The 24,923-nt window shown below is 65.1% G+C and carries 28 protein-coding genes; 14 read left to right on the plus strand and 14 right to left on the minus strand.

What is annotated here, in order from left to right; all coding sequences use genetic code 11:
- Window positions 1–35 precede the first annotated feature (35 nt).
- From VPH40_RS03880 to VPH40_RS03890, 3 genes are read right to left on the minus strand one after another with little or no spacing between them, the layout of a single operon-like run.
- The gene (locus VPH40_RS03880; protein WP_328572714.1) at window positions 36–560 is read right to left on the minus strand and encodes a GNAT family N-acetyltransferase; all 525 of its coding nucleotides are present in this window, start codon (window positions 558–560) and stop codon (window positions 36–38) included.
- A 7-nt stretch (window positions 561–567) separates the two neighbouring features.
- Entirely contained in the window at window positions 568–1,140 is a 573-nt protein-coding gene (locus VPH40_RS03885; RefSeq protein WP_328572715.1) for a helix-turn-helix domain-containing protein, read from the minus strand.
- Window positions 1,141–1,190: 50 nt separating this feature from the next.
- Window positions 1,191–2,093, minus strand: coding sequence for a LysR family transcriptional regulator (locus tag VPH40_RS03890; RefSeq protein WP_289910136.1), 903 nt, complete (start codon window positions 2,091–2,093; stop codon window positions 1,191–1,193).
- A gap of 105 nt (window positions 2,094–2,198) precedes the next feature.
- Between VPH40_RS03890 and VPH40_RS03895 the strand changes: the two genes are divergently transcribed.
- Window positions 2,199–3,281 carry a YeiH family protein gene (locus VPH40_RS03895; RefSeq protein WP_289907213.1) on the plus strand — a complete coding sequence of 361 codons (1,083 nt, stop codon included), beginning with the start codon at window positions 2,199–2,201 and terminating at the stop codon, window positions 3,279–3,281.
- Between the two features lie 105 nt (window positions 3,282–3,386).
- Window positions 3,387–4,028, plus strand: coding sequence for a LysE family translocator (locus VPH40_RS03900; RefSeq protein WP_328572716.1), 642 nt, complete (start codon window positions 3,387–3,389; stop codon window positions 4,026–4,028).
- On the opposite strand, the gene VPH40_RS03905 is transcribed toward VPH40_RS03900, so the two are convergent.
- The gene (locus VPH40_RS03905) at window positions 4,029–4,796 is read right to left on the minus strand and encodes an alpha/beta fold hydrolase (RefSeq protein WP_328572717.1); all 768 of its coding nucleotides are present in this window, start codon (window positions 4,794–4,796) and stop codon (window positions 4,029–4,031) included.
- 85 nt (window positions 4,797–4,881) lie between these two features.
- Between VPH40_RS03905 and VPH40_RS03910 the strand changes: the two genes are divergently transcribed.
- Window positions 4,882–5,640 carry an AraC family transcriptional regulator gene (locus tag VPH40_RS03910; RefSeq protein WP_328572718.1) on the plus strand — a complete coding sequence of 253 codons (759 nt, stop codon included), beginning with the start codon at window positions 4,882–4,884 and terminating at the stop codon, window positions 5,638–5,640.
- On the opposite strand, the gene VPH40_RS03915 is transcribed toward VPH40_RS03910, so the two are convergent.
- From VPH40_RS03915 to VPH40_RS03960, 10 genes are all read right to left on the minus strand, one after another.
- Window positions 5,637–6,278 (minus strand): CatA-like O-acetyltransferase, encoded by a 642-nt coding sequence (locus VPH40_RS03915; RefSeq protein ID WP_328572719.1) that lies wholly within the window; start codon window positions 6,276–6,278, stop codon window positions 5,637–5,639. The two genes, VPH40_RS03910 and VPH40_RS03915, sit on opposite strands and share 4 nt — an antisense overlap.
- A 98-nt stretch (window positions 6,279–6,376) precedes the next feature.
- Complete coding sequence (locus tag VPH40_RS03920; RefSeq protein WP_328572720.1) at window positions 6,377–6,703, minus strand: hypothetical protein; 327 nt, start codon at window positions 6,701–6,703, stop codon at window positions 6,377–6,379.
- Between the two features lie 79 nt (window positions 6,704–6,782).
- Window positions 6,783–7,613: a hypothetical protein gene (locus VPH40_RS03925; RefSeq protein ID WP_328572721.1), complete on the minus strand. Its 831-nt coding sequence runs from the start codon at window positions 7,611–7,613 to the stop codon at window positions 6,783–6,785.
- Between the two features lie 164 nt (window positions 7,614–7,777).
- The gene (locus tag VPH40_RS03930) at window positions 7,778–8,191 is read right to left on the minus strand and encodes a DUF5071 domain-containing protein (protein WP_328572722.1); all 414 of its coding nucleotides are present in this window, start codon (window positions 8,189–8,191) and stop codon (window positions 7,778–7,780) included.
- A gap of 13 nt (window positions 8,192–8,204) precedes the next feature.
- Window positions 8,205–9,419: an MFS transporter gene (locus VPH40_RS03935; RefSeq protein WP_328572723.1), complete on the minus strand. Its 1,215-nt coding sequence runs from the start codon at window positions 9,417–9,419 to the stop codon at window positions 8,205–8,207.
- Between the two features lie 38 nt (window positions 9,420–9,457).
- On the minus strand, window positions 9,458–10,084 hold the full coding sequence (locus VPH40_RS03940) for an energy transducer TonB (RefSeq protein WP_328572724.1): 627 nt from the start codon (window positions 10,082–10,084) through the stop codon (window positions 9,458–9,460).
- Window positions 10,085–10,226: 142 nt separating this feature from the next.
- On the minus strand, window positions 10,227–10,523 hold the full coding sequence (locus VPH40_RS03945) for a pentapeptide MXKDX repeat protein (RefSeq protein ID WP_328572725.1): 297 nt from the start codon (window positions 10,521–10,523) through the stop codon (window positions 10,227–10,229).
- A 166-nt stretch (window positions 10,524–10,689) separates the two neighbouring features.
- Window positions 10,690–11,421, minus strand: coding sequence for a molybdopterin-dependent oxidoreductase (locus VPH40_RS03950; protein ID WP_442906632.1), 732 nt, complete (start codon window positions 11,419–11,421; stop codon window positions 10,690–10,692).
- A 49-nt stretch (window positions 11,422–11,470) separates the two neighbouring features.
- Complete coding sequence (locus VPH40_RS03955; RefSeq protein WP_251348555.1) at window positions 11,471–12,067, minus strand: cytochrome b/b6 domain-containing protein; 597 nt, start codon at window positions 12,065–12,067, stop codon at window positions 11,471–11,473.
- A complete protein-coding gene (locus VPH40_RS03960; RefSeq protein WP_328572727.1) occupies window positions 12,067–12,873 on the minus strand; it encodes a DUF1223 domain-containing protein in 807 nt (268 codons plus the stop codon). Before VPH40_RS03960 ends, VPH40_RS03955 begins: the two co-directional genes overlap by 1 nt.
- A 130-nt stretch (window positions 12,874–13,003) precedes the next feature.
- On the opposite strand from VPH40_RS03960, the gene VPH40_RS03965 reads away from it, so the two are divergent.
- From VPH40_RS03965 to VPH40_RS04015, 11 genes are all read left to right on the plus strand, one after another.
- Window positions 13,004–13,588 (plus strand): sigma-70 family RNA polymerase sigma factor, encoded by a 585-nt coding sequence (locus VPH40_RS03965; RefSeq protein ID WP_251348553.1) that lies wholly within the window; start codon window positions 13,004–13,006, stop codon window positions 13,586–13,588.
- Window positions 13,585–14,232 carry a DUF1109 domain-containing protein gene (locus VPH40_RS03970; protein ID WP_328572728.1) on the plus strand — a complete coding sequence of 216 codons (648 nt, stop codon included), beginning with the start codon at window positions 13,585–13,587 and terminating at the stop codon, window positions 14,230–14,232. Before VPH40_RS03965 ends, VPH40_RS03970 begins: the two co-directional genes overlap by 4 nt.
- Window positions 14,233–14,350: 118 nt before the next feature.
- Window positions 14,351–15,862, plus strand: a complete 1,512-nt coding sequence (locus tag VPH40_RS03975; RefSeq protein WP_328572729.1) for a DUF4331 domain-containing protein — start codon at window positions 14,351–14,353, stop codon at window positions 15,860–15,862.
- A gap of 18 nt (window positions 15,863–15,880) precedes the next feature.
- Window positions 15,881–16,129 carry a hypothetical protein gene (locus VPH40_RS03980; protein ID WP_328572730.1) on the plus strand — a complete coding sequence of 83 codons (249 nt, stop codon included), beginning with the start codon at window positions 15,881–15,883 and terminating at the stop codon, window positions 16,127–16,129.
- Between the two features lie 86 nt (window positions 16,130–16,215).
- Window positions 16,216–17,427 (plus strand): hypothetical protein, encoded by a 1,212-nt coding sequence (locus VPH40_RS03985; RefSeq protein WP_328572731.1) that lies wholly within the window; start codon window positions 16,216–16,218, stop codon window positions 17,425–17,427.
- Window positions 17,428–17,435: 8 nt separating this feature from the next.
- A complete protein-coding gene (locus VPH40_RS03990; protein ID WP_328572732.1) occupies window positions 17,436–18,551 on the plus strand; it encodes a HupE/UreJ family protein in 1,116 nt (371 codons plus the stop codon).
- Window positions 18,552–18,680: 129 nt separating this feature from the next.
- On the plus strand, window positions 18,681–19,190 hold the full coding sequence (locus tag VPH40_RS03995) for a sigma-70 family RNA polymerase sigma factor (RefSeq protein WP_289907194.1): 510 nt from the start codon (window positions 18,681–18,683) through the stop codon (window positions 19,188–19,190).
- Entirely contained in the window at window positions 19,187–20,173 is a 987-nt protein-coding gene (locus VPH40_RS04000) for a FecR domain-containing protein (protein ID WP_328572733.1), read from the plus strand. Before VPH40_RS03995 ends, VPH40_RS04000 begins: the two co-directional genes overlap by 4 nt.
- A 103-nt stretch (window positions 20,174–20,276) precedes the next feature.
- Window positions 20,277–22,754 (plus strand): TonB-dependent siderophore receptor, encoded by a 2,478-nt coding sequence (locus VPH40_RS04005; RefSeq protein ID WP_328572734.1) that lies wholly within the window; start codon window positions 20,277–20,279, stop codon window positions 22,752–22,754.
- The gene (locus tag VPH40_RS04010; RefSeq protein ID WP_328572735.1) at window positions 22,754–23,968 is read left to right on the plus strand and encodes a PepSY-associated TM helix domain-containing protein; all 1,215 of its coding nucleotides are present in this window, start codon (window positions 22,754–22,756) and stop codon (window positions 23,966–23,968) included. The genes VPH40_RS04005 and VPH40_RS04010 overlap by 1 nt, the downstream gene beginning before the upstream one ends.
- 92 nt (window positions 23,969–24,060) lie before the next feature.
- Window positions 24,061–24,912, plus strand: a complete 852-nt coding sequence (locus tag VPH40_RS04015) for an aldo/keto reductase (RefSeq protein WP_328572736.1) — start codon at window positions 24,061–24,063, stop codon at window positions 24,910–24,912.
- Window positions 24,913–24,923 lie beyond the last annotated feature (11 nt).

Raw genomic sequence — 24,923 nt, forward strand, 5'->3', positions numbered from 1 at the left:
GTTCCCCAGCTCATCGCCGCGCCGCGACAAAATCGCTATAGCTGCTTGTACATGATCGTGGTGGCGTCCAGCCGGTCGCCGGCCGGCGCCAGCGCATAGCCGGGGATGCTGCCCGCCACCATGTAGCCGAGCGACAAATACAGCGGTTCGGCATGGTCGCTGCTGCGCGTGTCCAGGGTCAGCAGGCTGCGCGGCAAGAGGCGCGCCTGCTCTTCCAGTGCCTGCATCAGCTGGCGCGCGAGGCCGCGCCGGCGAAAAGCGGGCGCGACCAGCAGCTTGCGCACTTCGGCCCGGTGCGCCTGGTTGGGATTGGTATCCCAGTCCAGCTGCACGGCACCGGCCACACGGCCATCGACTTCGGCCACCAGCAGCAGGCGCACGCCGCGCGTGACGGCCGGCAAGACGTTATCCATCCAGAACGCCTGGCTGGCCGCCGTGTCGAACGGCAAGATGAAACCGATGCTGGCACCGTCGTGCACGCATGCCTGCAGCAGCGTACCCAGCTCCGGCAAGCGTTCGAGAATGTCGGCGGATGAAAAATGGCGCAGCGATGCGGGCATGGCGACCTCAGACAAGAAAGAGAAAATAGCGGGCGCCGCTGTCCGGCGGCGTCATGAAGGCGCTGGCGCCGTGCAGCTGGTAGCGCAGGCAGTCGCCGGCCAGCAAGTCGTGCGAGCGGCCGTCGACGGTCACGTTCAGCTTACCTTCCTGCAGCAACAGATGATGTTCCATGCCGGGCCGGGGCGAGGCGGCATAGGTGATCGTCACGCCAGCGCCCAGCTCGCATTCGAGCGCTTCGCCGGCCAGCGCCCGCGCCGGGGGCGAGACGGAGCGGCGGATAAAACCGGTGTCCGGGTCCGTCCACACGCTTTGCTGGGCCCGCCGCAACAGGGGCGGAAAATCGTCTTCCACCATGCGCAGCAGGCGCGACATGGCCAAGCCATACGCGGCGCACAGCTTGCCCAGCACGTTCGTGGTCGGGCTGACTTCGCCATTTTCCAGGCGCGATAAAGTTGCGCGGCTGACCTGGCTGGCACTGGCCAGCTGGTCCAGCGACCAGCCCCGCTCCACGCGCAACTGTTTTAAACGGGCCGCCAGCCGCTGTTCCGTATCGTTCTCTGTGAGTGCTGAATTTTCCATATATGGGAATTTATCCCTCATATGAAAAACAGTCAAGCTGTTTGAGCGCGCTAGCCCGCCATGCGCGACGCGTGGCGGCACAATTCCAGGAAACCCGTCAAACGGGGCGAAAGGATCTTTTTGGACTGACGAATCAGGTAAAAGTTGCGCTCCAATGGCGGCAGCATGGTTTCCAGTTCCACCAATTGCCCGCTGGCCAGCAAATCGGCCACCACCACCCGCGACAGGCAGGCGATGCCCAGCCCGGCCGCTGCGCCATACTTGATCGCTTCCGAGTTGCTGAACTCGCCTGCGGCGCGCAGATAGTGCAGATACGGCACCAGCGCCTGCTCCACGGCTTCGCGCGTGCCCGAACCCGCTTCGCGCAGCAGCCAGCCCGCCTGGTTCAGCTCCGTAAAACTGAGCAGATGGCGCAGTTGCGCCAGCGGATGCGTGGGCGCGGCCACGATCAGCATCTGGTCCGTCAGCCACGGCTCTACCAGCAAGCCCGCTTCGTGGCACGGCCCTTCGATCAGGCCGATATCGACACGGAATTCCGCCACGGCCGCCGCGATGTCGGCCGTGTTGGCAATGGTCACCTGGGGAATGCTGCGGCCGTACTGCTGCGCCGCCTGCGCCAGGATCTGCGGCAGCAGATAAATGCCGATGGTCGTGCTGGCGCCGATTTGCAGGCTGACGGGCACGGACGGGTCGGCGCCCGCGAACTGGCGCTCGATGCCGGCGGCCCCGTCGCGCATCTGCCGCGCCTGCGGCAACAGCAGGCGGCCATTGTCGTTGAGCAGCAAACGCTTGCCCACCCGGTCGAACAGTTGCGCGCCCAGCAGCGCTTCCAGTTCATTCAGGGCCGCGCTGGTGGCCGATTGCGACAGCGCAATGTGTTCAGCCGCCGCGCTGGTGCTGCCCGTGTCCGCCACGGCCAGGAAAATCTGTAGTTGCCGCAAGGTCAACGCCATCTCATCTACCTACTTTATCGGTTAAACATACAAAAACAATCCGTTTTACCATTTAATCGACGAACTGTACAGTCATGCCATACGCATAAAAACATGGAGTACGGCATGTCTTCCCTCTCAAGCACCAATACAACAAGTTTCAGCGACCGCTACGGCCGCCTGCTGCCGGGCCTGCTGCTCAGCGGCGTGATCGCCTATGGCGCCATTGCGCTGGGCAAGCTGGAATGGATGCAAAGCCACGGCATGAGCGCGCTCACCCTGGCCATCATGCTCGGCATCGTGCTGGGCAACAGCGTGTATGGCCGCCTGGCGCCCACCTGCGGCGCGGGCGTGGCCTTTTCCAAGCAGACATTATTGCGACTCGGCATCATCCTCTACGGCTTCCGCCTGACCTTCCAGGATATCGGCCAGGTGGGCCTGGCCGGCATCGCCATCGACGCGCTGGTGCTGGCGTCCACGTTTGGCCTGGCCATGTTCCTCGGCACCAAGGTGTTCAAACTGGAACGCAACAGCGCCATCTTGATCGGCGCGGGCAGCTCCATCTGCGGCGCGGCGGCCGTGATGGCAACCGAGCCCGTCGTCAAGGGGCGCAGCGAGGATGTCACCGTGGCTGTCTCCACCGTTGTCGTGTTCGGCACCATCGCCATCTTCCTGTATCCCTTGCTGTACCGGTGGAACCTGGGCTGGCAGGTGCTGGGCGCCACGCCCACCGCGTTCGGCGTGTACATCGGTTCGACCGTGCATGAGGTGGCGCAAGTGGTGGCGGCCGGCAAGTCGATCGGGCAAGAGGCGGCGAATGCGGCCGTGATCGCCAAGATGGTGCGCGTGATGATGCTGGCGCCATTCCTCGTCATCCTGTCGGCGGTCTTGGCGCGCAGCAAGGCCAGGAGTGGCAACGGCGGCCACGACAAGGCGGCCAAGCTGGCCATCCCTTGGTTCGCCTTCATCTTCATCGGCGTGGTCGCCTTCAATTCGCTGGGCCTGCTGCCAGCAAGCATGGTAGCCACCATCACCGACATCGATACGGCCTTGCTCGCCATGGCCATGGCGGCCCTGGGCTTGACGACGCACATGTCGGCCATCCGCCGCGCCGGCATCAAGCCCCTGCTGCTGGCCGGCCTGCTGTTCTGCTGGCTGATCGCCGGTGGCGCCGCCATCAACCATGTGGTCGCCAGCCTGTTTGCATGACACTCGCCCGTGTCGGGCCGGGGTAGCCGACACGGGAGTCGAAAACTTCGTACAATAAGCGTGTTTTGACTCTCAATCCGGCTCCGGCCCCACCCAGGAACACCCATGCATCTCTCGAACTGGCTGCTTTTCTGCAGCGTCGCCCTGCTCGTCACGTTTTCTCCCGGTCCGGCCGTCTTGCTGGCCATCTCGAACGCCATTGCCGTCGGACCGCGCCGCGCCATGATCAGCAGCATGGGCAACGGTTTCGGCTTGTTCATCATTTCCGGCGTGGCCATGGCCGGCATGGGCGTCGTGCTGGCCACCTCGGCCACAGCCTTCATGCTGCTGAAACTGGCTGGCGCCCTGTACCTGGTGTTCCTGGGCATCAAGCAATGGCGCAGCAAGACCAGCGTCGTGGCCGATGCGCCCGTGGCACCCGGCGCGACGAATCCCAACACGTTCTGGAAACTGTTCCGCCAGGGCTTGACGGTGGCGCTGACGAATCCGAAAGCCATCCTGTTCTTCTCGGCATTGTTTCCGCAATTCATCACGCCGGGCGAACCGGTGGCTATCCAGTTCACCGTGCTGACGACCTCGTTTGTCGCCTGCGCCATGCTGGCCCACTTGTTCTACGCCAACCTGGCCCGCCTGCTGAAAACCCAGCTGGCCACGCCGGGCCGCGCCAAGCTGTTCAACCGCATCTGCGGCGGCGCCTTCGTCTTGCTGGGCCTGAGCCTGCTGCGCCTGCGCAGCAAGGCCGCGTAACTAGTCTTTTTCCGCCAAGAACGCCTCAATGCTGGCCGCCAGGGCCAGCGGCGTTTCATTCATCGGATAGTGTCCCGCATTGCCCAGCACCTCGAGCCGGGCTTGCGGGTACCACGCCAGATACGTGCGGCGCATCAGGGCCGCGTCAAAACGGGGGTCATGCTCCCCCACCAGCGCCAGCAACGGCAGTGCCACGCGCGCCGCCTTGATTTCTTCACTGAAATCCGTCCCGCTCCACGCGAGGAAGTAGCGTGCAAACGCGGCCTGATCCGCACTCTCCCACGAATATTGCGCCTTCCAGTCCAGCCAGGCGGCAGGCAAGCGTCCTCCCGTGCTGCGGTCGATGATGGCGCGCCGCGCCTGCACATTGCCACTGGCGTCGAGAAACAATTGCCGCGCCGCCCCGTCGAACGCCACGCCGCAACTGGGCACGGGCGCCACGGCCACCAGTTTGCGCAAGCGCAAGGGCGCCATCATGGCCAGCCGTTCCAGCGCCATGCCGCCCATCGAGTGGCCCACGACGCTGAAGGTGGCAAAACCGAGCGCATCGGCCAAGGCCAGCGCATCGCGGGCGACCTCTTCCATCGAATATTCACCCGCCGCGTCACGCATGCCGCCATAGCCGCGATTGTCCATGAAGACATAGCTGAACGCGCCGCCGTCGAGACCTGCTTCCATCGGAGAAAAAGCGTGGGCGTCGCCAAACCAGCCGTGCAGGACGATGACGGCGTGCGGGCCATGGCCCACGCGATGATAGGTATTGTGCATGTTCACTCCTGAAAAGAGTGTGATGGTAAGCGGGAGGCAAGCGGCCCGCCTTCGATGGCAGGTCAAATGCTGTAGAGTATGGGCCATGGATGATTTTTATACGGAAGTGCCCCGCCCTTTGATCGCCACGGCGCGCGACCATGCCACCGATGCCGTCTTTCCCAGCCATAGCCATGCGCGCGGGCAATTCGCCTATGCGGCGCGCGGAGTCATCAGCGTGCACACGCCGCAAGGCAACTGGCTGGTGCCGCCGCAGCGGGCTTGCTGGGTGCCGGCCCGGCTCTCCCACGGCATGCGCATGCATGGCGCCGTGACCATGCACAATGTGTTTATCGACGCACCCGCCATCGCCGGGATGGGCTTGCCGCCCCATTGCCAGGTGCTGGACGCCTCGCCGCTGCTGCGCCAGTTGCTGGCCGAGGCCGTGACCGTGGATGCCTTGTATGCGGAAGCATCGCGCGGCGGACGACTGATGGCCTTGCTGCTCGACGAAATTGCCGCCGCCAAGCCCCTGCCCCTGAGCGCCCCGCTGCCGCAGGAACCCCGGCTGGCACGCCTGTGCCTGGACTTGCTGCGGCAGCCGAGCCTGGACAGCAGCCTGGATGCGATGGCGGCGCAGGCCGGCATGAGCCGGCGCACCTTTACGCGGCAATTCCGCGCCCAGACGGGGCTGGCCTTTGCCCAATGGCGCCAGCAAGCGTGCCTGCTGGCGGCCATCACGCGGCTGGCGGATGGGCAAGCCGTCACCCGTGTCGCGCTCGACCTCGGCTATGCCAGCCCCAGCGCCTTCACGGCCGCCTTCCGCCGCGTGCTGGGCCAGGCGCCCAGCGACTATCTGGCCTAGGCAATGGTGGCGGCGATGCGCTGCGACAATGCCTGCGCCAGTTTCTGCACATGGTAGCCATCGACAAAGCCATGGTGGGCTTGGGCGGAAAACGGCACCCGCATGCGGCCATCCTCTTGCGCGGGGCCAAACTTGCCCCAGGTAAAGGTCGGGATGTCGGCGTCGCGGTGGCGGTGTATCGGGTGTTCGATGGCCGCCAGCTCCAGCCACGGCAGGCAGGTGATGAAGATATTGTTGCGCTGCTCGCGCTCGGTTTCCCCCTCGCCCGTATTGATCAGCGCAGAACTGGCTTCCGCGAAGCGCTTGGCTGCCAGGCTGCGTTCGATGAACAGGTCGAGCTGGTCCGTCATCGCGAAACGCGTGTAATTGAGGTTATCGTCGCCGTTGATGACGGTATAGGAAGCGGGAAAATCGTCGATCCTGATCACTTCGCCCTGGTAGATGCGGTACATGAACTGATCGATATCCCTGACCGTATTGAGCAGGCAAAACAGGAAAAAGTGAAACACGGGGATTTTTCGTTCCTTGCACCAGGGCCGGAAGTCCGGCACGTCGAGCTGGAAGTTGATGTTGACGAGGGGATTGTCGAATGCCCTGAACAAATCGTAGCGGTCACGCCGCTTTTCAAAATTTTTCATGCGGCGAGTGTAGACGATGGGGGGACTGGCGGGCAAGTCATGCCGTATCGGCTTGCCAATAACTTATCAATGCGACATGGAGCACCAATCGCTCCCTGTTATTCCTCACTGCGGCTTGACTGCCTGGCGCGCAAATCAAGAAAAACATGCCCCAGGATTTTTCTGCCGTGTATATCGACGATCACAGTCAGATAAGTATCATCGCGGGGAACGGGAATGCCGATGTGCTGAAACTTTCCATCTGACGACTCATAAATATGCGCGACCTGCCAATTCCAGTCCGCGGCGTCGCCAAAGTCACTCCCGATGACCAGATCGGCATATGCCCAAAGATCGACGACTTCCCTGGCGGTCTCGGTCACCTTCTGCATAGGCGCATGGAAGGTTTTTTGATATTCGTCATTCGACAGTAACTGTGTTTTCATTTTTTATCTGCATTTGGCCGCCGACCGGGATAAGCCGGTCGCAAGCCTCCCCGTATCGGGAGGCTTATTTCCGCCGGAATTACGACGCTTGATTAATCTCGTCGTCTATCATATTGGCGAACAGGTCGAAACTCAGGATACCCGTGCCGATGCATGAAAAGACTGTCGTACCCGCCGCATCCTTGATCGTCAATCTCTCGGTCCAGTCATTCTGATTCATGCACTTGAGGCTGGCGCCAGGCCAGGTGACGCCGTCCACATGCAAGCCCTGCGCCGAGAAGGCCAGTTCCTGTGTCTTGACATTCAGGAAATTGCCGAAGAAGCGTTTCTTGTATACCTCGCCGCTGCTGATGTAGCGGAAAGTCACGCGCTCGCCGTCCGCCAGCTTTTGCTTCAAGACGGGCATGCGGTAATCCAGGTAACGGGAGCGAAATTCGTCCATGAACTCGTCAAAGCGCTTGAGTTCCCCGGTAGCCCATATCCAGGGCTGGTCGGCGCCCGTGCGGTAGGCAAGGTTATTGATCATGCCGGTCATGGCGGTGGAACCACCGGCAAACAGATACAGGTCCTCGATATCGGCAAAGGCGGCGTAGCTGCGAATGCCGTTCAATTCATGCACCACACCGTCTTCATGCAATTCAAAACGGCTTTTCCGCCGCTTGAGCATTACCGCGCGCATGACCAGTACCAGCACGGCGAGCAGCAATAGAAAAGCCGCCGTGCCGTACAGAATAGTCAAATTGCTGTGCGTGCCCAGCTTGGCGCCGTTACGCAAGGTCATGGCCTGCGTATCAGTCAGTGTTTTCTGAGGGATGGTCGTGCTCAGGTACAAGACAAAACCTGCCACTGCCGCCAGGATCGCCGCAAATACCGCAAACAGCCTAGGCACCGTCTTGCCATGAAAATACACGGCGAGTGCTTTATTGGTTTGCGGGATACTAAAATTGCCCATGTAATCTTCCTGTTAAATGATAGGGAGGGTTTTACAACCCGGAGGTCGAAATATATTCGGCCCGGATTGTCTCCTATCTATTACAGGAATGGCCACACGCACGCACATTCAATGCTGATTTCCTACAATAATGCCCCTGACTGCTGGCCGGCCACAGTTATTATCTGGCATTGCAGAATTTCCCGGGCCACCTCGGCCACGCCTTCTTCCCGTTCTCCCATTGTCGGTGCATGGGCGAAGCGTTGCAATTCCCCGTCCAATTCGAATGCCAGCTCCCGTGAATAACGCACGATGCCCTGCAATACAAAATACTTCCATTGTTCGTCATTACCGGCCAGCACCGTTTTTATATAGGGCGCGAGGCGCGGCCCGATGCCAGCGAGGTAAGGCAGGAGCACGCCGGCCACCGGCCAATTTACATCTTGCACCCATTCCAGGATCTGCGGCATGGCCGGATGGACTTCCTCCCAGCTCAAGGCGATCAGGGCTCGCGCGTTGCGCGTATCGTGTTTATCGCGCGGCAATGGCAGGCTCATGCGAAGCGTCCCCTCATGCGGTGCCGCCGTGCGCCAGGCCCCGCTGCACCTTCCACGCCAGCGGCAAGGTCAGCAGCAATACGGCCGCCAGCGCCAGCAAGGCCGTGTGCACGCTCGTCTGGTCGCCCAGCGCGCCGAACAGCACGGGGGACAGCGCCCCGCCGCCGATGCTGCCCGTGTAGAACAGAGCAAACGCATGCTCGCGCTTGCCGGGTTCGGCCAATTCCGGCACCACGCCATACAGCACGGATGAAGTGCCATTGAGCGCCAGTCCCAGCAAGGGCAGCATGGCCATGACGCCGGCCAGCGGCAGCCACAGGGCCAGCACGATCAGCAGCGAGGTCATCGATTCCGTCAGCCACACCGTCTTCATCATGCCGATGCGCGCGCCCAGGTAGCCGCACAGCAACTTGCCGAAGGCGCCGCCCACGAACAGCAGGGACAAGGCCACGCCGATGCCGGCCGTGCCCGCTCCTTTGCTTTTCAGCAAGAATGGCAAAAAGGTGAGAAAACCCATGCGCACGGCGCTGTCCAGGGTGCCCGTGGCCAGCAAGGCGCGAAAGCTCGCCTTCGAGCCGCTGCCGGCGATGGTCTTGCCCGCCTTCTTCGCGCCCGCCTGCAGCTCGCCCGGTTTCGGCAGCAGCCACCACAGCAAGCCGGCCGCCGCCAGGCCCAGCAAGCCCAGCAAGGAGACGCTGGCTTGCCAGCTGCACACCAATAACAGCAAGCCCACCAGCGCGGGAATCAGGGTCTTGCCGATATCGCCGGCAAAGTTGTAGTGCGACAGCGCCTCCTTCACGCCGCCGCCCGCCTCGTGCGTGTCGGTGACGATGGACGAGGCCAGCGGGTGCTGCGTGCTGGCGCCCAGGCCGCCCAGCAGCAGCGCGATCAGCAAGACGGCCAGGCCGCCCGCCTGCCCCGCGATCAGGTAGGCGACGCCGGCCAGCGCCGTGCCGCCCACGAGCATGCGCTCGCGCCCCCAGCGTTTCGCCAGGCGGCTGGCCAGCAACTGGAAGCCGGCCATCATGCCCGAGTAGGAACCGCGCAACAGGCCCACCATGGCGTAACTGATGGCAAACTGCGCCTGCCAGATGGGCAGGAGTACATAGATGACATCCGTCAAGCCGTCATGCACGGCATGCGCGCTGCAGGCGGCGAACAGCGAGCGGCGGCGGATCGATTTGTCGGAGGGGGACGATACGGTGGCAGCGGCGGATGGTTCAGTCATGACTTCGGCAGGAAAACGATGTGGACAGTGCAAGCTTACTACAGGGGCTGGCGGCGCAGCAGCACCTTGCCATACGTGCTCCAGCTACGCGTGCCGCCAACTTCAGGATCGATGGCAAAACGGCAACCCTGCACATAGGTAACCGCCGCTTCGACCAGTTCCGCTGGCAGGCCTGGCGCTTCGGCCACGATGCGTGCAGGGGCACCTTCGCTGCCGATAAACATGCGCAGCACTACGCCGCTGTCATTGCTGGCCGATTTGTCGAGGTTGTTATAGCCCTGGACGCGCTGGGAAGGCTGGCAGCTGCCCGGTACCAGCAAGGGACGCAAGAGCTCGGCATCATCCAGGTCCCATACATATTGAACACTAAAATTTTCCTTGGCCGCTCTATCAGCAGGGAACACGCACTGCCGCACATTGCTCAGCGCCGCATCGTCCAACACTTTCCACCCCGAACTGCGTGCCACGGATGCCGTTGCCACCTTGCCATCCTGCCCCACGGAAAAGCGCATGCTCGTTTTACCTTCCAGTTCATACAGGCGCGCCTCGTGCGGATACACTTGCGGCGGACAGGTCGCGCCCGGCATCGCCCGGCCAAGCACGGGCAGGATGGCCAGCACCGCTGCCGCACAGCGTAAGGGGAAGCTTGCTTCATGCATCGGCATCGTTACTCCAGCAATTGCTATTAAATAAGTTTTCAATTTTAGCAAATTGCCATGAACACCAGCAAGCCGCTGGCGAAACGACGGCAGGCGCGCCACCCGGCGAGGATGGTGCGCCTGCCCATGCAAAACCTTGCTTGCCCGCTTACTTGGCCATTGCATCCTTGGCCATGCCATCCTTTTTCATCTCATCCTTCTTCATGCCGTCTTTTGCCATGGCATCTTTCGCCATGCCATCCTTGGCCATGTGGTCCTTCTTCATGTGTTTCTTCGCCATCGGCTTGTGCATGCCATCCTTGCCCATGGCGTCCTTGTGCATGGCGTCGGCCGAGGCGTCCTTGGCCATGGCGTCTTTCTTCATGGCATCCTGGGCAAACGCGGCGCCCGACATGAGGATGGCGGAAGCGAGGAAGGCGGCGAAGGTGGTGATCGTGGTTTTCATGATAAGTCCTTGTCTCTGGGTTAGTTGGGCAAATGCCCGGTGTGAAAGCGACTGCGGTGCTACGGGTGCTGCTTGCTGATAAATAATAGGAAGGCCGGGAGGTGGTCAGGGCCAGGCGCATTGCCGCAGGCAATACGATTACGCACTGGCCGCCTCTCCGGCTATCCTAGGAACCGCCGAACCAGTTGTAGCCCTGATTCTCCCAATACCCTCCCGGATACGTATTCGTCACGAAAATGGCCTGGATGTGCTTGGGATTCTTGTAGCCCAGCTTGGTCGGCATGCGCAATTTCATCGGGTAGCCGTACTTGGGCGGCAATTCCTGGCCGTCGTAGGTCAGGGCCATGATGGTTTGCGGGTGCAGGGCCGTGGCCATGTCGATGCTGGTGAAATAATCGTCGGCGCACTTGAAGCCGATGTATTTCGCCGTCGTGTCGGCGCCGACCCGCTTCAGGAAGTGGGAAAACGGCACGCCGCCCCACTTGCCGATGGCGCTCCAGCCTTCCACGCAGATGTGGCGCGTGATCTGGGTTTCCTGCGGCAGGGCGCGCAGTTGCGGCAGGGTCCACGGCTTCCTGTCGGCGATCAAGCCGCTCAGTTCCAGGCGCCAGGCGTCGCCATCGACTTCTTCCACTTCATCTTCGCCGTAATACGCGTTGAAGGGGAACGGCCGCGTGATCATGGAGTCCGGGTAAGTCGGCGCCAGCTTGGTCGGGTCGAACAGCCAGCCCTGTACCCTGTCGTTGAAGCGCGACACGGCCGCCAGCGCCGTCTCGATGCCGGACGGGTCGCTGACGTTGCAGCCGGTCAACAAGGACAGGCCGCCCAGGGTCAGGCTGCGCTGCAGGAACAAACGGCGCGACGGTTGCTTGATCTGGCGCAAGGCGTCGTCCAGCATGGCCTGGCCCTGCCTTGGCACGAGGATGGTTTTTTTCATGATCGTCTCCTTAGCGGCCGCGCAGCATGGCGACCAGGGTGCGCGGCACCAGCGCCACCATCAGCAAGTGCACGCCGACAAAGCCCGTCAGCAGCGCCATGGCGATGAAGTGGACCCTGCGCGCACTCTCGTAGCCGCCGATGAGCTCGCGCAGCAGGGGAAATTGCACGGACTTCCACAGCACCAGGCCGGACAGCACCAGCACGATGCAGTCGAGCATCACGAACAGGTAGGCGGCGCGCTGCACCATGTTGTAGCGGCGCGGGTCCGCGTGGGCCAGCTTGCCTTTCAGGGCCGCCATGAAATCGGCCAGCAACAGGCGCGGCGTCAGGGGAAAGAACTGGCGCCGCAACCGTCCCGAGACGATATTGATGATCAGGTACAGCAAGCCATTGCCCGCCAGCAGCCACATGGCGGCGAAATGCCATTGCAGGGCGCCGCCCAGCCAGCCGCCCAGGGTCAGCGCGCGCGGCAGCTCGAAGGGGAAAAATGGCGCCGCGTTATAGATGCGCCAGCCGCTGGTGGCCAGCACCACGACGGCCACGGCATTGAGCCAGTGCGTCAGGCGCAGCCAGGCGGGGTGGATCACGTTCGCTTGTCCGTTCATCACATCACTCCCTTCGCGCAGGATGCCGTGCTGACGGCTTGCAGGATGGCGCTGCTGTCGGGCCGCTGCACGAAGGCAACCACTTGCAGCTGCTCCGGGCGCCAGCTGGCGGGCAAGTTGACTTCGCGGCGCAGCCGGGCGCGGCCTTGCGCCAGCGCAACGGGTCCCAGCCACAGGCGCACGGCCGCATCGTGATGCAGGGTGGCGCCGCGGTTTTCGCCGCGCAGCACTTTCGAGACGATGGCGCTTTCGCTGATGGCCACATACAGCTGGCCGCCCGTCTGCCCATCCGGCGCGCTGGCATTGCCTTCCAGCAATAATTTACCACCCGGCCCAGGCGTGGCGGACAGGCTGATATTGACGGGCGCGGCGGTCGCGTTGATGCGGCGGATGGCGGCCGGCAGTTGCGTATCCCAGCCGCGCAATTCCGTGCCGCCCACAAAGAATTGGGGCGTGTAGGCCACGTGGCGGGGCTGGTGGCGCAGCAATTCGGCCTGGCGCGCATCGAATTGCGCTTGTGCCAGCGGGTCCGTCCAGCCGATCTGGTCCCAGTACGTGACGTGCAGGGCCAGCGGCACGACCAGGCTGGCCGCCCCCGCTTCCTTGCGCAAGGCGTTCAGGCGCTGGTCGGCGGGCGGGCAGCTGGAGCAGCCTTCGCTGCTGTACAGTTCCACCAGCGCCGCCGTCTGCGGCCCGCTTTGCACGGCGCAGCGCTGGCCGGCCGCCAGCTGCGCGTACGCGGGTGCCGTCGCGGCCCACAGGCAGAGCGGAACGAGGCTGGCGGCAAGGCGGTGCTTGATATGCATGATGACTACCCGTTATAGTGAATGAAGAAGCGTGCTTGCCTGTCAATTCGCCGCAATGGCCGGATTGGTTACAGACGCCGGCAAAATTAGTGATATTTATTTTTTTCAACGCCTGTCACCAAAGGCCTGCATGCAACGAATACCTGTAAGCGAGCACCTGCATGGCACGGAATTGCGGCTGCATGGCTTGATGCTGCGCGGGCTCGATGGCGATGCGGCGGCGTATCGCAGTTTCTTGCAGGCCAGCAGCAGCCATTTGCGCGCATTCCTGCGGCGGCGCCTGCAGCGCTGGCCGGACGAGGTGGAAGACCTGGTGCAGGAGTGCCTGCTGGCCATCCACAACCAGCGGCTGACGTATGACACGGGCGTGCCGCTGACGTCGTGGATCCATGCGATCGCCCGCTATAAATTGATCGACTGGCTGCGCCGGCATGGACGGCGCGAGGCGCAGCACTTGCCGTACGACGAAGAAGATAGCGCGCAGGAACTGTTTTCCAGCGCCGATGCCGAGGCGGCCGAAGCCAGCCGCGACCTGGGCAAATTGCTGGCCAGCTTGCCGGCGCAGCAGCGCGACGCCATCGTGCATACCAAGCTCGACGGCTGGTCCGTGCGCGACACGGCGGCGGCCATGCAGATTTCGGAAGCCAGCGTCAAAGTGGCCGTGCATCGCGGCTTGAAGGCACTGGCAGCCAACTTGAGGATAACGACACCATGAAAACCGATGACTTGATCGCCATGCTGGCCAGCGGCCCCGACGTGGCCGCCGCGCCGCCCCCGGGCGCACGCTGGCGCGCCGCAGGCACTTTGACCGCCGGCGTACTGGGCAGCGTGGCGCTGATGGCCATGTTGCTGGGCGTGCGGCCCAACCTGGAACAGCTGGCCCGGTTGCCCGACTTCTGGATCAAGGTGGGTTTCGTCGCCTGCCTCTGCCTGGCGGCCTGGCAAGCCAGCCGCCGCCTGTGCATGCCCGGTGCGCCGACGCGCGCCCTGCCCCTGCTGCTCGCCCTGCCCCTGCTGCTGATGTGGGCGCTGGGCGCCCTCATCCTGCAGGAAGCCCCGGCCGGGCAACGCGCCGAGCTGTTCTGGGGCGCCACCTGGCGCAGCTGCCCTTTGCTGATCGCCACCCTTTCCCTGCCCATCCTGGCCGCCGTGCTGCGCCTGATGCGCCAGCTGGCCCCCACGCGCCTGCGCCTGGCGGGCGCGGCTGCCGGTTTCGCCGCCGGCGCCATGGCGGCGCTCGTCTACTGCCTGCATTGCCCCGAGCTGGCGGCCAGCTTCGTCGGTTTCTGGTACGTGCTGGGCATGCTGGTGCCGACCGCCATCGGCGCGGCCCTTGGCCCCAAGGTGCTGGCCTGGTGAGCCAATGACCTCCTTTTCGACGCAGTGAATCCGTTTTCGTTCCCCGTGCGTATAAGTCAGGCAGCCTGCAGTTTCTTGGACTTGTCTGTCAACGCTAACAAAAATCGGGAGAATCGAAATGTCCTTGTCACACTCGAAAACCGCGCTGGGCGCCGCCCTCATGGGCAACCTGCTCGCCGTATCCGTCACGTTGGCCATCGCGCCAGCGGCCCACGCTTCCAGCCACCGCGAAGCGCCATTCATCACGCAAAACCCCAAAGTCGACGCCACCGACTTCTATATGTTCCGCAGCTATGAAGCGGGCCGCGGCGCCTACACCACCCTGGTGGCCGACTACATTCCCCTGCAGGATGCCTACGGCGGCCCGAATTACTTCGCCATGGACCCCAACGCCCTGTACGAAATCCATATCGACAACAATGGCGACGGCAAGGAAGACCTCACCTTCCAGTTCCGCTTCACCAACACCATCAAGGATGGCCAGTTCACCGTGGGCGGCAAGAAAGTCTCGATTCCGCTCGTCATCAACGGCGGCGCCATCGATTCCGTCAATCCGGCCGGCCTGAACGTGCGCGAAACGTACAGCGTGACCGTGGTACGGGGCGACCGGCGCACGGGCACCAGGAGCGCCGTCACCAACGCCAGCGGCGGCGGCACGACCTTCGACAAGCCCGTCGACAACATCGGCAACAAGGCCATCCCCAACTACGCCGCGTATGCTGCGCAACATGTGTATGCCGTCAATATTCCCGGCTGCGCCACGCCGGCGCGCATGTTCGTCGGCCAGCGCAAGGACCCGTTCGTCGTGAATCTGGGCGAAACATTCGACTTGATCAACATCAAGGCGCCCGCCACGGAATTCGCCGCGAATGCGGAGTCGGCCGCCAAGGATGACCTGGCCCGGAAAAACGTCACGGCCATCGAGATGGAAGTGCCGACCGCCTGCCTGACGGCTGGCAGCGACCCCGTCATCGGCGGCTGGACCACGGCCAGCCTGCGCCAGGGCCGCCTGCTGAACCCGGCGCCGGGCACGGCCACCACGGCCTCGAAGGAAGGCGGCGCATGGGTGCAAGTGTCGCGCCTGGGCATGCCGCTGGTGAATGAACTGGTCATCGGCCTGAAGGACAAGGACCGCTTCAACGCCAGCAAACCGTCGGGCGATGCGCAATTTGCCGACTACGTCACCAACCCCACGGCGCCGGCCCTGGTGGAAGTGCTGTTTGGCTCGGCAGGCGCCAAGGCGCCCACCAACTTCCCCCGCAACGACCTGGTGGCCACTTTCCTGACGGGTATCAAGGGCGTGAACCAGCCAGCGACGGTCGTCGCCTCTGAAATGTTGCGCCTGAACACCTCGATCGCCCCCACCGCCGTCGGCGCGCAAAAGCGCCTGGGCGTCATCGATGGCGATAACGCGGGCTTCCCGAACGGCCGCCGCCCCGGCGACGACGTGGTCGACGTGGTGCTGCGCGTGGCCATGGGCAAGCTGTGCACCCTGAACATCGGCTGCGCCCCGGCCGATGCCCCGGCCGGCGGCCTGCACTTCACGGATGGCGCCTTCCTCGATGAAACCTACTTCACGGCAGGTTTTCCCTACCTGAAAAACCCCATCGCCGGTTCGCCGCAACTGTAAGCCTACGAGGAGAATACGATGAAAAAGCTCCATGCATGCGGCGCCCTGGCGCTCACCACCCTGCTGGCCGGCTGCGGTGGCGGCGGCAACAGCCACGGCGGCGATAACGGCGACGGCGGCGTCACCCCTCCGCCCGTGGTCTTGCTCGACGCCTTCTATGTGGCCGTCAGCAACGTCATCCTGACCACCAGCGATGACAAGGACGGCGTCGCCATCGACGCCATCATGGCGACCTCTCCGGAAAATACGGAGCCGGTACCGCTGTAACGCGCGGTCACCGAGTGCGGGCGCCGGAGACAGCGTTCTCCGGCGCCCGCCCTTGCCGCCCTACTCCACCGTCGATGGCGTCCACGATGAAAACACCGATTTCCCTGCTGTGCGCCTGCCTGCCCGTACTGGCGCCGGCCGCGCCCTACACGCCGAAAGACGGCAGCGCCGTCATCGAGCAATTGCCGCGCCGCGCCGACGCCACGCAGCTGGCCTTGCGCGGCCTGCGCCAGCAACTGAATGACACGCCGCAAGACCTTGCCCTGGCCACCAGCCTGGCCCAGCGCTACATTGCCCTGGCGCGCAGCGAAACGGACCCGCGCTACCTGGGCTACGCGCAAGCGGCGCTGGCGCCCTGGTGGCGGCAAGCGGCGCCGCCCGTCCCCGTGCGCCTGCTGCGCGCCACCATCCTGCAAAGCACCCACCATTTCGGTCCCGCCCTGCAAGACCTCGACGCCGTCATCGCCCAGCAGCCGCAAAACGGCCAGGCCTGGCTGACGCGCGCCACCGTCCTCACCGTGCAGGGCGACTACGCCCAGGCGACAGCCAGCTGCGCGCGCCTGTCGGCCTTGACGACGCAGCTCGTCACCGTCACCTGCCTTGCCAGTATCGCCAGCGTCACGGGCCGGGCCGCCAGCAGCGAGCGTTTGCTGGACCTGACCCTGCAACGCAGCGCCGGCGCGGCGCCGGAGCTCGACAGCTGGGCCGCAACCCTGCTGGCGGAAATGGCCACGCGGCGCGGAGAGGCGGCGCTGGCCGAGGCGCGCTACACGACGGCGCTGGCGCGGCAGCCGCGCGACAGCTACCTGCTGGGCGCCTACGCGGATTTCCTGCTCGACCGGCAGCGCCCGCAAGAAGTCGTCAAATTGCTGAAAGAGCAGCAGCGCATCGACGCCCTGCTGCTGCGCTACGCGCTGGCGCTGCAGGCGCTGCCCGGCCAGCAGACGGCCTTCCAGGCGGCGAAAGCGGAACTGGCGGCCCGCTTCAATGCCGCCATGCAACGCGGCGACACCGTGCACCAGCGGGAACAGGCCCGTTTCGCCCTGTTTTTGCAACAGGATGTGCCGGCCGCCCTGCAACTGGCGCAGAAAAACTGGGCCATCCAGAAGGAAGTGCCCGACATGCGCATCTTGCTGGAAGCATCCGTGGCCGCGCGCAACTACGCGGCGGCGCAACCGGTGCTGGCCTGGATCGCCGCGCATGGCGTGGAAGACGTGGCCCTGCAGCGGCTCGTCAGGCAGCTGGGGCCGCAGGATGGGCAAAAACTTAGTGCCGCAAAGAAAGCAGGTGCGCTGTGAACGCCCGCATGCTCGCGTTGCTGCTCACCCTGTGCGCCTGGCTGGCCCCCGCGCAGGCGCACAAGCCCAGCGACAGTTACCTGAGCCTGGCCGTGCACGGCCAGCAGATCGACGGGCAATGGGATATCGCCCTGCGCGACCTCGATTTCGCCATCGGCCTGGACGGCAATGGCGACGGCGCGCTGACCTGGAATGAAATCCGCGCGCGCCACGACGCCATCGCCGCCTACGCGCTGCAGCGCCTGCAGCTGGCCAGCGACCGGGGCGTGTGCCCCTTGAAGGCCGTCGAGCAGCTGATCGACCAGCATACGGACGGCGCCTACAGCGTGCTGCGCTTTGCGGCCACCTGCCCCGGCAACGCCGCGCCAGCCACCTTAAGCATCGGCTACACCCTGTTCGCCGACCTCGACCCGCAGCACAAGGGCTTGCTCAAGATCGACAGCGGCGGCGCCACGCAAACGGCCATCTTCGACCCGGACAGCCCCCGCCAGACGCTGTCCCTGGCCGCCCCCGACCGCCTGGCGCAGTTCGGCGCGTATGTCAAACACGGCATCTGGCATATCTGGATCGGCTACGACCATATCCTGTTCCTGCTGTCCCTGCTGCTGCCGGCCGTGCTGCTGCCGGGCTTGCGCGAACAGCGGCAAGGCTTGAAAACGGCTTTTTATGACGTGCTGAAAGTCGTCACGGCGTTCACGCTGGCCCATTCCATCACATTGACCCTGGCCAGCCTGTCGCTCGTTTCGCTGCCGTCGCGCTGGGTGGAATCGGCGATTGCCGCTTCCGTGATCCTGGCCGCGCTGAACAACCTGCTGCCCCTGTTCCGCGGCAAGCGCCCCGTGGCCGCCTTCATATTCGGGCTGATCCACGGTTTCGGCTTCGCCAGCGTGCTGCGCGACCTGGGCTTGCCGCAAGGCTCCCTGCTAGCCAGCCTGTTCGGCTTCAACGTGGGCGTGGAAATCGGCCAACTGGCCATCGTCGCCGCCTTCCTGCCGCTCGCCTGGCTGCTGCGCAAGACGTGGCTGTACCGGCAAGTGCTGACCGTCGGCTCGCTGGCCATCGCCCTGGTCGCTTGCGTGTGGCTGGTGGAGCGGGTGGCCGATATCAAGCTGATTTCAACGTGACGGCCGCCCGATAGCGTTGTTGGACAGCCACTGCCGGGCCACAAATCCCGGCAATCGGGCTACAATACGAACAATTCTCAATCGCATCAAGGCCTGTCTGTCCTGTGGACCGTGGCATGGAAAGGTTGCATGCTACGCCCCGAACTGGAACTGCATCGGCAAATCGAAGTCCTCTACAGCGACCACCATGGCTGGCTGCAGGGCTGGCTGCGCCGCAAGCTGGGCAACGCCTTCGACGCGGCCGACCTGGCGCACGACACGTATCTGCGCATCCTCGCGCGGGGCCGCGCGCCCGCTCCCGTGGAATCGCGCCAGCACCTGGCGCAGATCGCCAACGGCCTGGTGGTCGACCTGTTCCGCCGCCGGCATATCGAGTCAGCCTATGCGGACGCCATCGCCGCGCAGCCGGAAGCGCTCGTGCCGACGCCGGAAATGCGCGCGCTGATCGTCGAAGCGCTGATGGAAATCGACGCCATCCTGGCCAGCTTGCCGAACAAGGTGCGCGACGCCTTTTTGCTGTGCAAGCTCGAAGGCATGGCCTACGCCGACATCGCCGCGCGCCTCGACGTTTCCGTCTCGTCCGTGGAAAAATACATCGCCCGCGCGCTGCTGGCCTGCTGCATGGCGCAAGGCGCATGACCCCCCATCTGGACAATGCTCCCGTCGCCCCCGCCGTGCTGCAGCGCGCCGCCGAGTGGATGGCGCGGCTGTGGGCGGAAGACGCCAGCGCGGCCGATGCCGACGCCTGCGCCGCCTGGCGCGCCGCCCATCCCGAGCACGAACGGGCCTGGGCCCGGCTGCAACGCTTCGCCCGGCAATTCGAGGCCCTGCCCCGCGAGGTGGCGCGCGGCGCGCTGGCGCCGGCCCAGCGCCATGCCGCCGGCCGCCGGCGCGCCTTGCAGCTGCTGGGCCTGATCGCGACGGGCGGCGGCACGGCCCTGCTGGCGCACGAATCGGGCCTGTGGCAGCGCGCCGCCAGCGATTACCGCACGGCTGTCGGCGAGACGCGCGCCATCGTGCTGGCCGACGGCACGCAGGTGGTGCTGGACACGGCCAGCGCCATCGACGTGGCATACAGCGCCGGCGAACGGCGCATCGTGCTGCGCGCGGGCGCCATCCTCGTCACCAGCGCGCACGAAACGGCGCCTGTCTACCGTCCGCTGCTGGTGGCGACGCCGCAAGGCACGGCCACGGCGCTGGGCACGCGCTTTGGCGTGCGCCTCGATGCCGACGCCAGCAAGGTGGCCGTGTTCCAAGGCGCCGTCGCCCTGCAGCCGCGGCAGGACGGCGCCGCGCCGGTGCACCTGCAGGCGGGCCAGCAAGCCGCTTGCACGCGCCTGGCCGTGGAAGACATCGGCAAGGTGGAAGACAGCGCCGCCGCCTGGGCCGATGGCCGCCTGGTGGCCGAACGCATGCCGCTGGGCGAACTGCTGGCCGAGCTGGGACGCTACCGTCACGGCGTGCTGCGCTGCGACGCATCCATCGCCGGCCTGCGCGTGACGGGCGTGTATTCGCTGCGCGACACGGACCGCTCGCTGGCCAACCTGGCCCTGAGCCTGCCCGTGCAGCTGCGCTACCGCACGCGCTACTGGGTCAGCGTGGGGCCGCGCCAGGCATCCTGAAAAATATAGGCAAAATAAATGAAAAAACGTTGAGGGTTTTGGCTTTTCGTTCGGAATACGGGAAGAACCGATTTTTTCCTTCCACTTTCCAAGGATCTGCACCATGTCCCCTCGCCCGACCGCACCCAAGCTGCGTCCATTCCCCCTCGCCGTCGCCATCCAGGCCCTGTTCCTGGCTGGCGCCGCCATGGGCGCCGTGGCCGTCACGGCCCCTGCCGCCCACGCGCAAACGCTTGAGAATGCGCAAGCCAAGCGCCCCTACGCGATCCCCGCCGGACCGCTGGAGCGGACCTTGACCGCGTTTGCCAGCGCGGCCGGCGTGGAACTGTCGGCCGACGCGGCCCTCTTGCAGGGCAAGCGCAGCGGCGGCCTGGCGGGCAGCTATACCGTGCGCCAGGGCTTCGACGAACTGCTGCGCGGCCAGGGCGTGCGCGTCGTGGCGGGCGCCAACGGCGCCTATGCGCTGCGGGCGGACGCCTCGGCAACGCCATTGCCGGCACCGGCAAGCGCACAGGCGGCGCAGGCCAGCGCCACCCTGCCCGCCATCACCATCAATGCCACGGCCGAACGCGAAACGGCGACGGGCCCCGTGCGCGGCTACGTGGCGCGGCGCGCCGCCTCGGCCACCAAGACGGATACGGCCTTGAATGAAAACCCGCAATCCGTGTCCGTCGTCACGGCCGATGAAATCAGCGACCGCAACGCCGAATCGCTCGACGAGACCCTGCGCTACACGGCGGGCGTGACGCCGAACCAGCGCCCGCTGGGCAGCGACGATTCCTCGCTGCTGCGCGGCTTCACCATCGAAACGAACGGCATCCTGCAAGATGGCTTGCGCAATTCGGGCCGCACCTTTGGCGCCTCGATCGAGCCGTATGGCCTGGAACGCCTGGAAGTGCTGCGCGGCCCCGCCTCCGTGCTGTACGGGCAGATTCCGCCAGGCGGCATGGTCAACGCCGTCAGCAAGCGTCCCAGCGCGGACGCCGTGCGCGAAGTGGGCATCGAGTACGGCAGCTACCAGCGCCGCCAGCTGAAAGCCGACGTGGGCGGCACGCTCGACGCGCCGGGCGCCTGGACTTGGCGCGTCGTCATGCTGGGCCGCGAAGCGGACACGCGGTTGGATCGCGACCGCGACAACCGCCTGTACTTCGCGCCGTCGCTCACTTGGCAGGCGGGACCGGCCACGCGTTTGACCCTGCTGGCCCGCTACGAGCAGGACAACCAGCAATACGCGTTTCCCAACCAGCTGCTGGCGCCGGGCCCGCGCGGCCAGGTCGACCCCGGTGTCAACCTGATGGGCGACGACAACCGCTTCAAGCGCCGCAATACCATGCTGGGCTACGAGTTCGAGCATGCGTTCAACGATACGTGGTCGCTGCGCCAGAACCTGCGCTACACGCACCTGAAGAACGACCGCACGGACATGTTCCCCCTGGGCTTGAATGACGATGGCACGGTGAAGCGCTATTTCATGCCCGTCGATACGGCGTCGAAAAGCCTGTTCGCCGATACCCAGCTGCAGGCGCGCTTCGCCACGGGCAGCCTGGCGCACCAGGTGCTGCTGGGCGTCGATTACGCGAACATCCGCAACACGGACGAATACCGCCACCAGCAGGGCTTTATCGAGCCGATCGACCTGTACCAGCCCGTGTATGGCAAGCAGCCCCTGGTCCCGGCCAAGTCGCCGACCCGCGCGGACGCACCGTCGCGCCAACTGGGCCTGTATGCGCAGGATCAAATCAAATGGGACCGCTGGGTCGTGACGGCGGGCCTGCGCCGCGACAAGGCGACGCAATCGCGCGACGTCACCGACCTCCATGCCGGCAGCGTGAAAGCGGACTACCACCAGTCGCCGTCGGCCACCACGGGCCGCGTGGGCGCCGTCTACCTGTTCGATGGCGGCTGGGCGCCATATGTCAGCTACGCCACCTCATTCTCGCCCGAACTGGGCGTCACGGCCAACGGCGACGCCTTGAAGCCGTCGCGCGGCAAGCAGTTCGAGGCTGGCGTGCGCTATGAACCCGTGGGCCAGCGCGCCAGCTACACGGCCGCCGTCTTCGACCTGGTGCGCGACAACGTCACCACCTCCGACATCGGCAACCCGGGCAGCCTGCTGCAGACGGGGCAAGTGGGCTCGCGCGGCCTGGAACTGGAAGCGCGCACGGAGTTCGCCAGCCGTCTGAGCCTGATCGCGCAATACACCTACCTCGATACGGAGGTCAGGAAAAGCAATAACGGCGACCTGGGCTTGCAGCAGTCGGGCGCGCCGCGTCACAGCGCCTCGGCCTGGGCGCGCCAGGCGTTCGACCTGGGCACGGCCTTGCCCGCGTATGCGGCGCTGGGCATGCGCTTTCTCGGCGCCATGCGCTCCAATTCGGACGGCGACAACCTGAACATCCGCAATGGCGGCCTGACGCAGTGGGATGCGGCGCTGGGCGTGTCGCGCGGGCCGTGGCAGTTTTCCCTCAACGTCAACAATGTGCTCGATAAGCAGACCCTGTATGACTGCGGCTACCTGCCGGGCCTGTGCTACCGCAATGCGGAACGCACGGCCAACGTCAGCGCGATGTACAGGTTCTGATGCCATCGCTGCACATGCGCCCCGCACTGGCGGCGCTGCACCGCTACGCCGGCCTGCTGATGGCCGGCTTCCTCATCGTGGCCGGCGTCACGGGCAGCGCGCTCGCATGGAAAGATGAACTGGAAGCGGCCATGCTGCCCGCCGTCTTCCGCGCAGCGCCGCCAACGCCGGGCGCGGCGCCGCTCGACGCCCTGCTGCTGCGCGAGTCCGTCGCCGCGCGCTTTCCCCAGGCGAGCGTCACGTACGCGCCGCTGTACGCGCCGCCCGGCCACAGCATGGTGTTCTACCTGCGCCCGCCCGGCGACGCGCCGCTGGCCAGCGACGAAGTGTTCGTCGATCCCTATACGGGCGCCGTGCTGGGCCAGCGTCGCTGGGGCGAGATAAGCCAGGGCGCCATCAACCTGCTGCCCTTCATCGAGCGCCTGCATTACGCGCTGGCGCTGGGCGACACGGGCTTGTTCATCTTCGGCCTGGTCGCCATCGTGTGGACGGTCGATTGCTTCATCGGCGCCGCCCTGACCTTCCCCGCGCGCCTGAAAAAACGCTCGCCGGGCAGCAAACCGTGGCTGCTGCGCTGGCGCCCGTCCTGGCTGCTGCGCCGCCACGGCGGCAGCTATAAACTGATATTCGACCTGCACCGCGCGGGCGGCCTGTGGCTGTGGGCCATGCTGCTGGTGTTTGCCTGGAGCGGCGTCGCCTTCAACCTGTACGGCGTGTATGCGGCCGTGATGCTACCGCTGTTCCCGCACCAGGGGGCCGAGGAAGCGGTGGCGCGGCACACGCCGTCGCCGGGCCCGCAGCTGGACTGGCCAGCCGCGCGCGCGCAGGGGCGCCTGTTGATGCACACGCTGGCGCAGCGGCACGCGTTCGCCATCGTCGAGGAAAACGCGCTGTCCTACGAACGCGCGCTGGGCGTGTACAGCTACAACGTGCGCAGCAGCCGCGACGTGCGCGCCCACAAGGGCCTCACCACCGTCTTCTTCGACGCGGCCAGCGGCCGGCAACTGGCCGCGTGGCTGCCCACGGGCGCGGCCAGCGGCGACACCATCCGCAGCTGGATCAGCGCCCTGCACATGGCCTCGATGTGGGGCTGGCCCTTTAAGATGTTCATTTGCGCCATGGGCGTGTTGGTGGCAGGCTTGAGCGTATCGGGCGTGCTGATCTGGCGCCGCAAGCGCCAGGGGCAAGCCAGGGCCAAAGCCCTCATTCATTAGTTCAGCTAATAAGAGTATGTCGATTCCAACGGCTTATCAATAGGTGGCAGACGCCGTACAGTAGCTCCTGTTAATGACTGAAGGAGCTTGCCATGAACCGCGTCACCCTGAATAACGGCATCACCATGCCCGTCGCCGGCTACGGCGTCTTCCAGATTCCCGACCCCGCCGAATGCGAGCGCAGCGTCATCGACGCCATCGCCGCCGGCTACCGCCTGATCGACACGGCCGCGTCCTACCTGAACGAAGCGGCCGTCGGCCAGGGCATCGCCCGCAGCGGCGTCGCGCGCGAGGAACTGTTCGTCACCAGCAAGCTGTGGGTGCAGGACACGGGCTACGAGCGCACGCGCGACGCCATCGACGAGTCGCTGCAGCGCCTGCGGCTCGATTACCTGGACTTGTTCCTGATCCACCAGCCGTTCGGCGACGTGCACGGTTCCTGGCGCGCCATGCAGCATGCGTATCGCAGCGGCAAGTTGCGCGCCATCGGCGTGAGCAATTTTCATGCGGACCGCTTGATGGACCTGATCGCCTTCAACGATATCGCGCCCGCCGTCAACCAGATCGAGATCAACCCTTTCCACCAGCAGGCGGACAGCGTGGCCTTCATGCTCGAGCACGGCGTGCAGCCGCAGGCGTGGGCGCCATTCGCCGAGGGCCGCAACAACCTGTTCCACAATGAATTGCTGCTGGGCATCGCTGGCAAGCACGGCAAGTCCGTCGGCCAGGTGGTGCTGCGCTGGCTGACGCACCGGGGCATCGCCGTGCTGGCCAAGACCGTGCGCCGCGAGCGCATGGCGGAAAACCTGGGAATTGACGATTTCGACCTGGACGAAGCGGACATGGCCGCCATCGCCACCCTGGAAACGGGCAGCAGCAGCTTCTTTTCGCACCGCGACCCGGCCATCGTCCAGTGGATGGCGGCACGCAAGCTCGATATCTGAAGGGATAGCTT

It is taken from the genome of Janthinobacterium sp. P210005, from assembly GCF_036231865.1.
GTDB lineage: Bacteria > Pseudomonadota > Gammaproteobacteria > Burkholderiales > Burkholderiaceae_D > Janthinobacterium > Janthinobacterium kumbetense.

Coding starts and splice junctions, on each gene's coding strand:
- VPH40_RS04015 (WP_328572736.1), top strand. CDS start 24,061: ATGAACCGCGTCACCCTGAATAACGGCATCACCATGCCCGTCGCCGGC.
- VPH40_RS03980 (WP_328572730.1), top strand. CDS start 15,881: ATGAAAAAGCTCCATGCATGCGGCGCCCTGGCGCTCACCACCCTGCTG.
- VPH40_RS04005 (WP_328572734.1), top strand. CDS start 20,277: ATGTCCCCTCGCCCGACCGCACCCAAGCTGCGTCCATTCCCCCTCGCC.
- VPH40_RS03955 (WP_251348555.1), bottom strand. CDS start 12,067: ATGAACGGACAAGCGAACGTGATCCACCCCGCCTGGCTGCGCCTGACG.
- VPH40_RS03895 (WP_289907213.1), top strand. CDS start 2,199: ATGTCTTCCCTCTCAAGCACCAATACAACAAGTTTCAGCGACCGCTAC.
- VPH40_RS03990 (WP_328572732.1), top strand. CDS start 17,436: ATGCTCGCGTTGCTGCTCACCCTGTGCGCCTGGCTGGCCCCCGCGCAG.
- VPH40_RS03975 (WP_328572729.1), top strand. CDS start 14,351: ATGTCCTTGTCACACTCGAAAACCGCGCTGGGCGCCGCCCTCATGGGC.
- VPH40_RS03915 (WP_328572719.1), bottom strand. CDS start 6,278: ATGAAAAATTTTGAAAAGCGGCGTGACCGCTACGATTTGTTCAGGGCA.
- VPH40_RS03885 (WP_328572715.1), bottom strand. CDS start 1,140: ATGGAAAATTCAGCACTCACAGAGAACGATACGGAACAGCGGCTGGCG.
- VPH40_RS03970 (WP_328572728.1), top strand. CDS start 13,585: ATGAAAACCGATGACTTGATCGCCATGCTGGCCAGCGGCCCCGACGTG.
- VPH40_RS03920 (WP_328572720.1), bottom strand. CDS start 6,703: ATGAAAACACAGTTACTGTCGAATGACGAATATCAAAAAACCTTCCAT.
- VPH40_RS03960 (WP_328572727.1), bottom strand. CDS start 12,873: ATGCATATCAAGCACCGCCTTGCCGCCAGCCTCGTTCCGCTCTGCCTG.
- VPH40_RS03940 (WP_328572724.1), bottom strand. CDS start 10,084: ATGCCGATGCATGAAGCAAGCTTCCCCTTACGCTGTGCGGCAGCGGTG.
- VPH40_RS03930 (WP_328572722.1), bottom strand. CDS start 8,191: ATGAGCCTGCCATTGCCGCGCGATAAACACGATACGCGCAACGCGCGA.
- VPH40_RS03985 (WP_328572731.1), top strand. CDS start 16,216: ATGAAAACACCGATTTCCCTGCTGTGCGCCTGCCTGCCCGTACTGGCG.
- VPH40_RS03965 (WP_251348553.1), top strand. CDS start 13,004: ATGCAACGAATACCTGTAAGCGAGCACCTGCATGGCACGGAATTGCGG.
- VPH40_RS04000 (WP_328572733.1), top strand. CDS start 19,187: ATGACCCCCCATCTGGACAATGCTCCCGTCGCCCCCGCCGTGCTGCAG.
- VPH40_RS03935 (WP_328572723.1), bottom strand. CDS start 9,419: ATGACTGAACCATCCGCCGCTGCCACCGTATCGTCCCCCTCCGACAAA.
- VPH40_RS03950 (WP_442906632.1), bottom strand. CDS start 11,421: ATGCTGGACGACGCCTTGCGCCAGATCAAGCAACCGTCGCGCCGTTTG.
- VPH40_RS03890 (WP_289910136.1), bottom strand. CDS start 2,093: ATGGCGTTGACCTTGCGGCAACTACAGATTTTCCTGGCCGTGGCGGAC.
- VPH40_RS03880 (WP_328572714.1), bottom strand. CDS start 560: ATGCCCGCATCGCTGCGCCATTTTTCATCCGCCGACATTCTCGAACGC.
- VPH40_RS03995 (WP_289907194.1), top strand. CDS start 18,681: ATGCTACGCCCCGAACTGGAACTGCATCGGCAAATCGAAGTCCTCTAC.
- VPH40_RS03905 (WP_328572717.1), bottom strand. CDS start 4,796: ATGCACAATACCTATCATCGCGTGGGCCATGGCCCGCACGCCGTCATC.
- VPH40_RS03900 (WP_328572716.1), top strand. CDS start 3,387: ATGCATCTCTCGAACTGGCTGCTTTTCTGCAGCGTCGCCCTGCTCGTC.
- VPH40_RS03945 (WP_328572725.1), bottom strand. CDS start 10,523: ATGAAAACCACGATCACCACCTTCGCCGCCTTCCTCGCTTCCGCCATC.
- VPH40_RS03910 (WP_328572718.1), top strand. CDS start 4,882: ATGGATGATTTTTATACGGAAGTGCCCCGCCCTTTGATCGCCACGGCG.
- VPH40_RS04010 (WP_328572735.1), top strand. CDS start 22,754: ATGCCATCGCTGCACATGCGCCCCGCACTGGCGGCGCTGCACCGCTAC.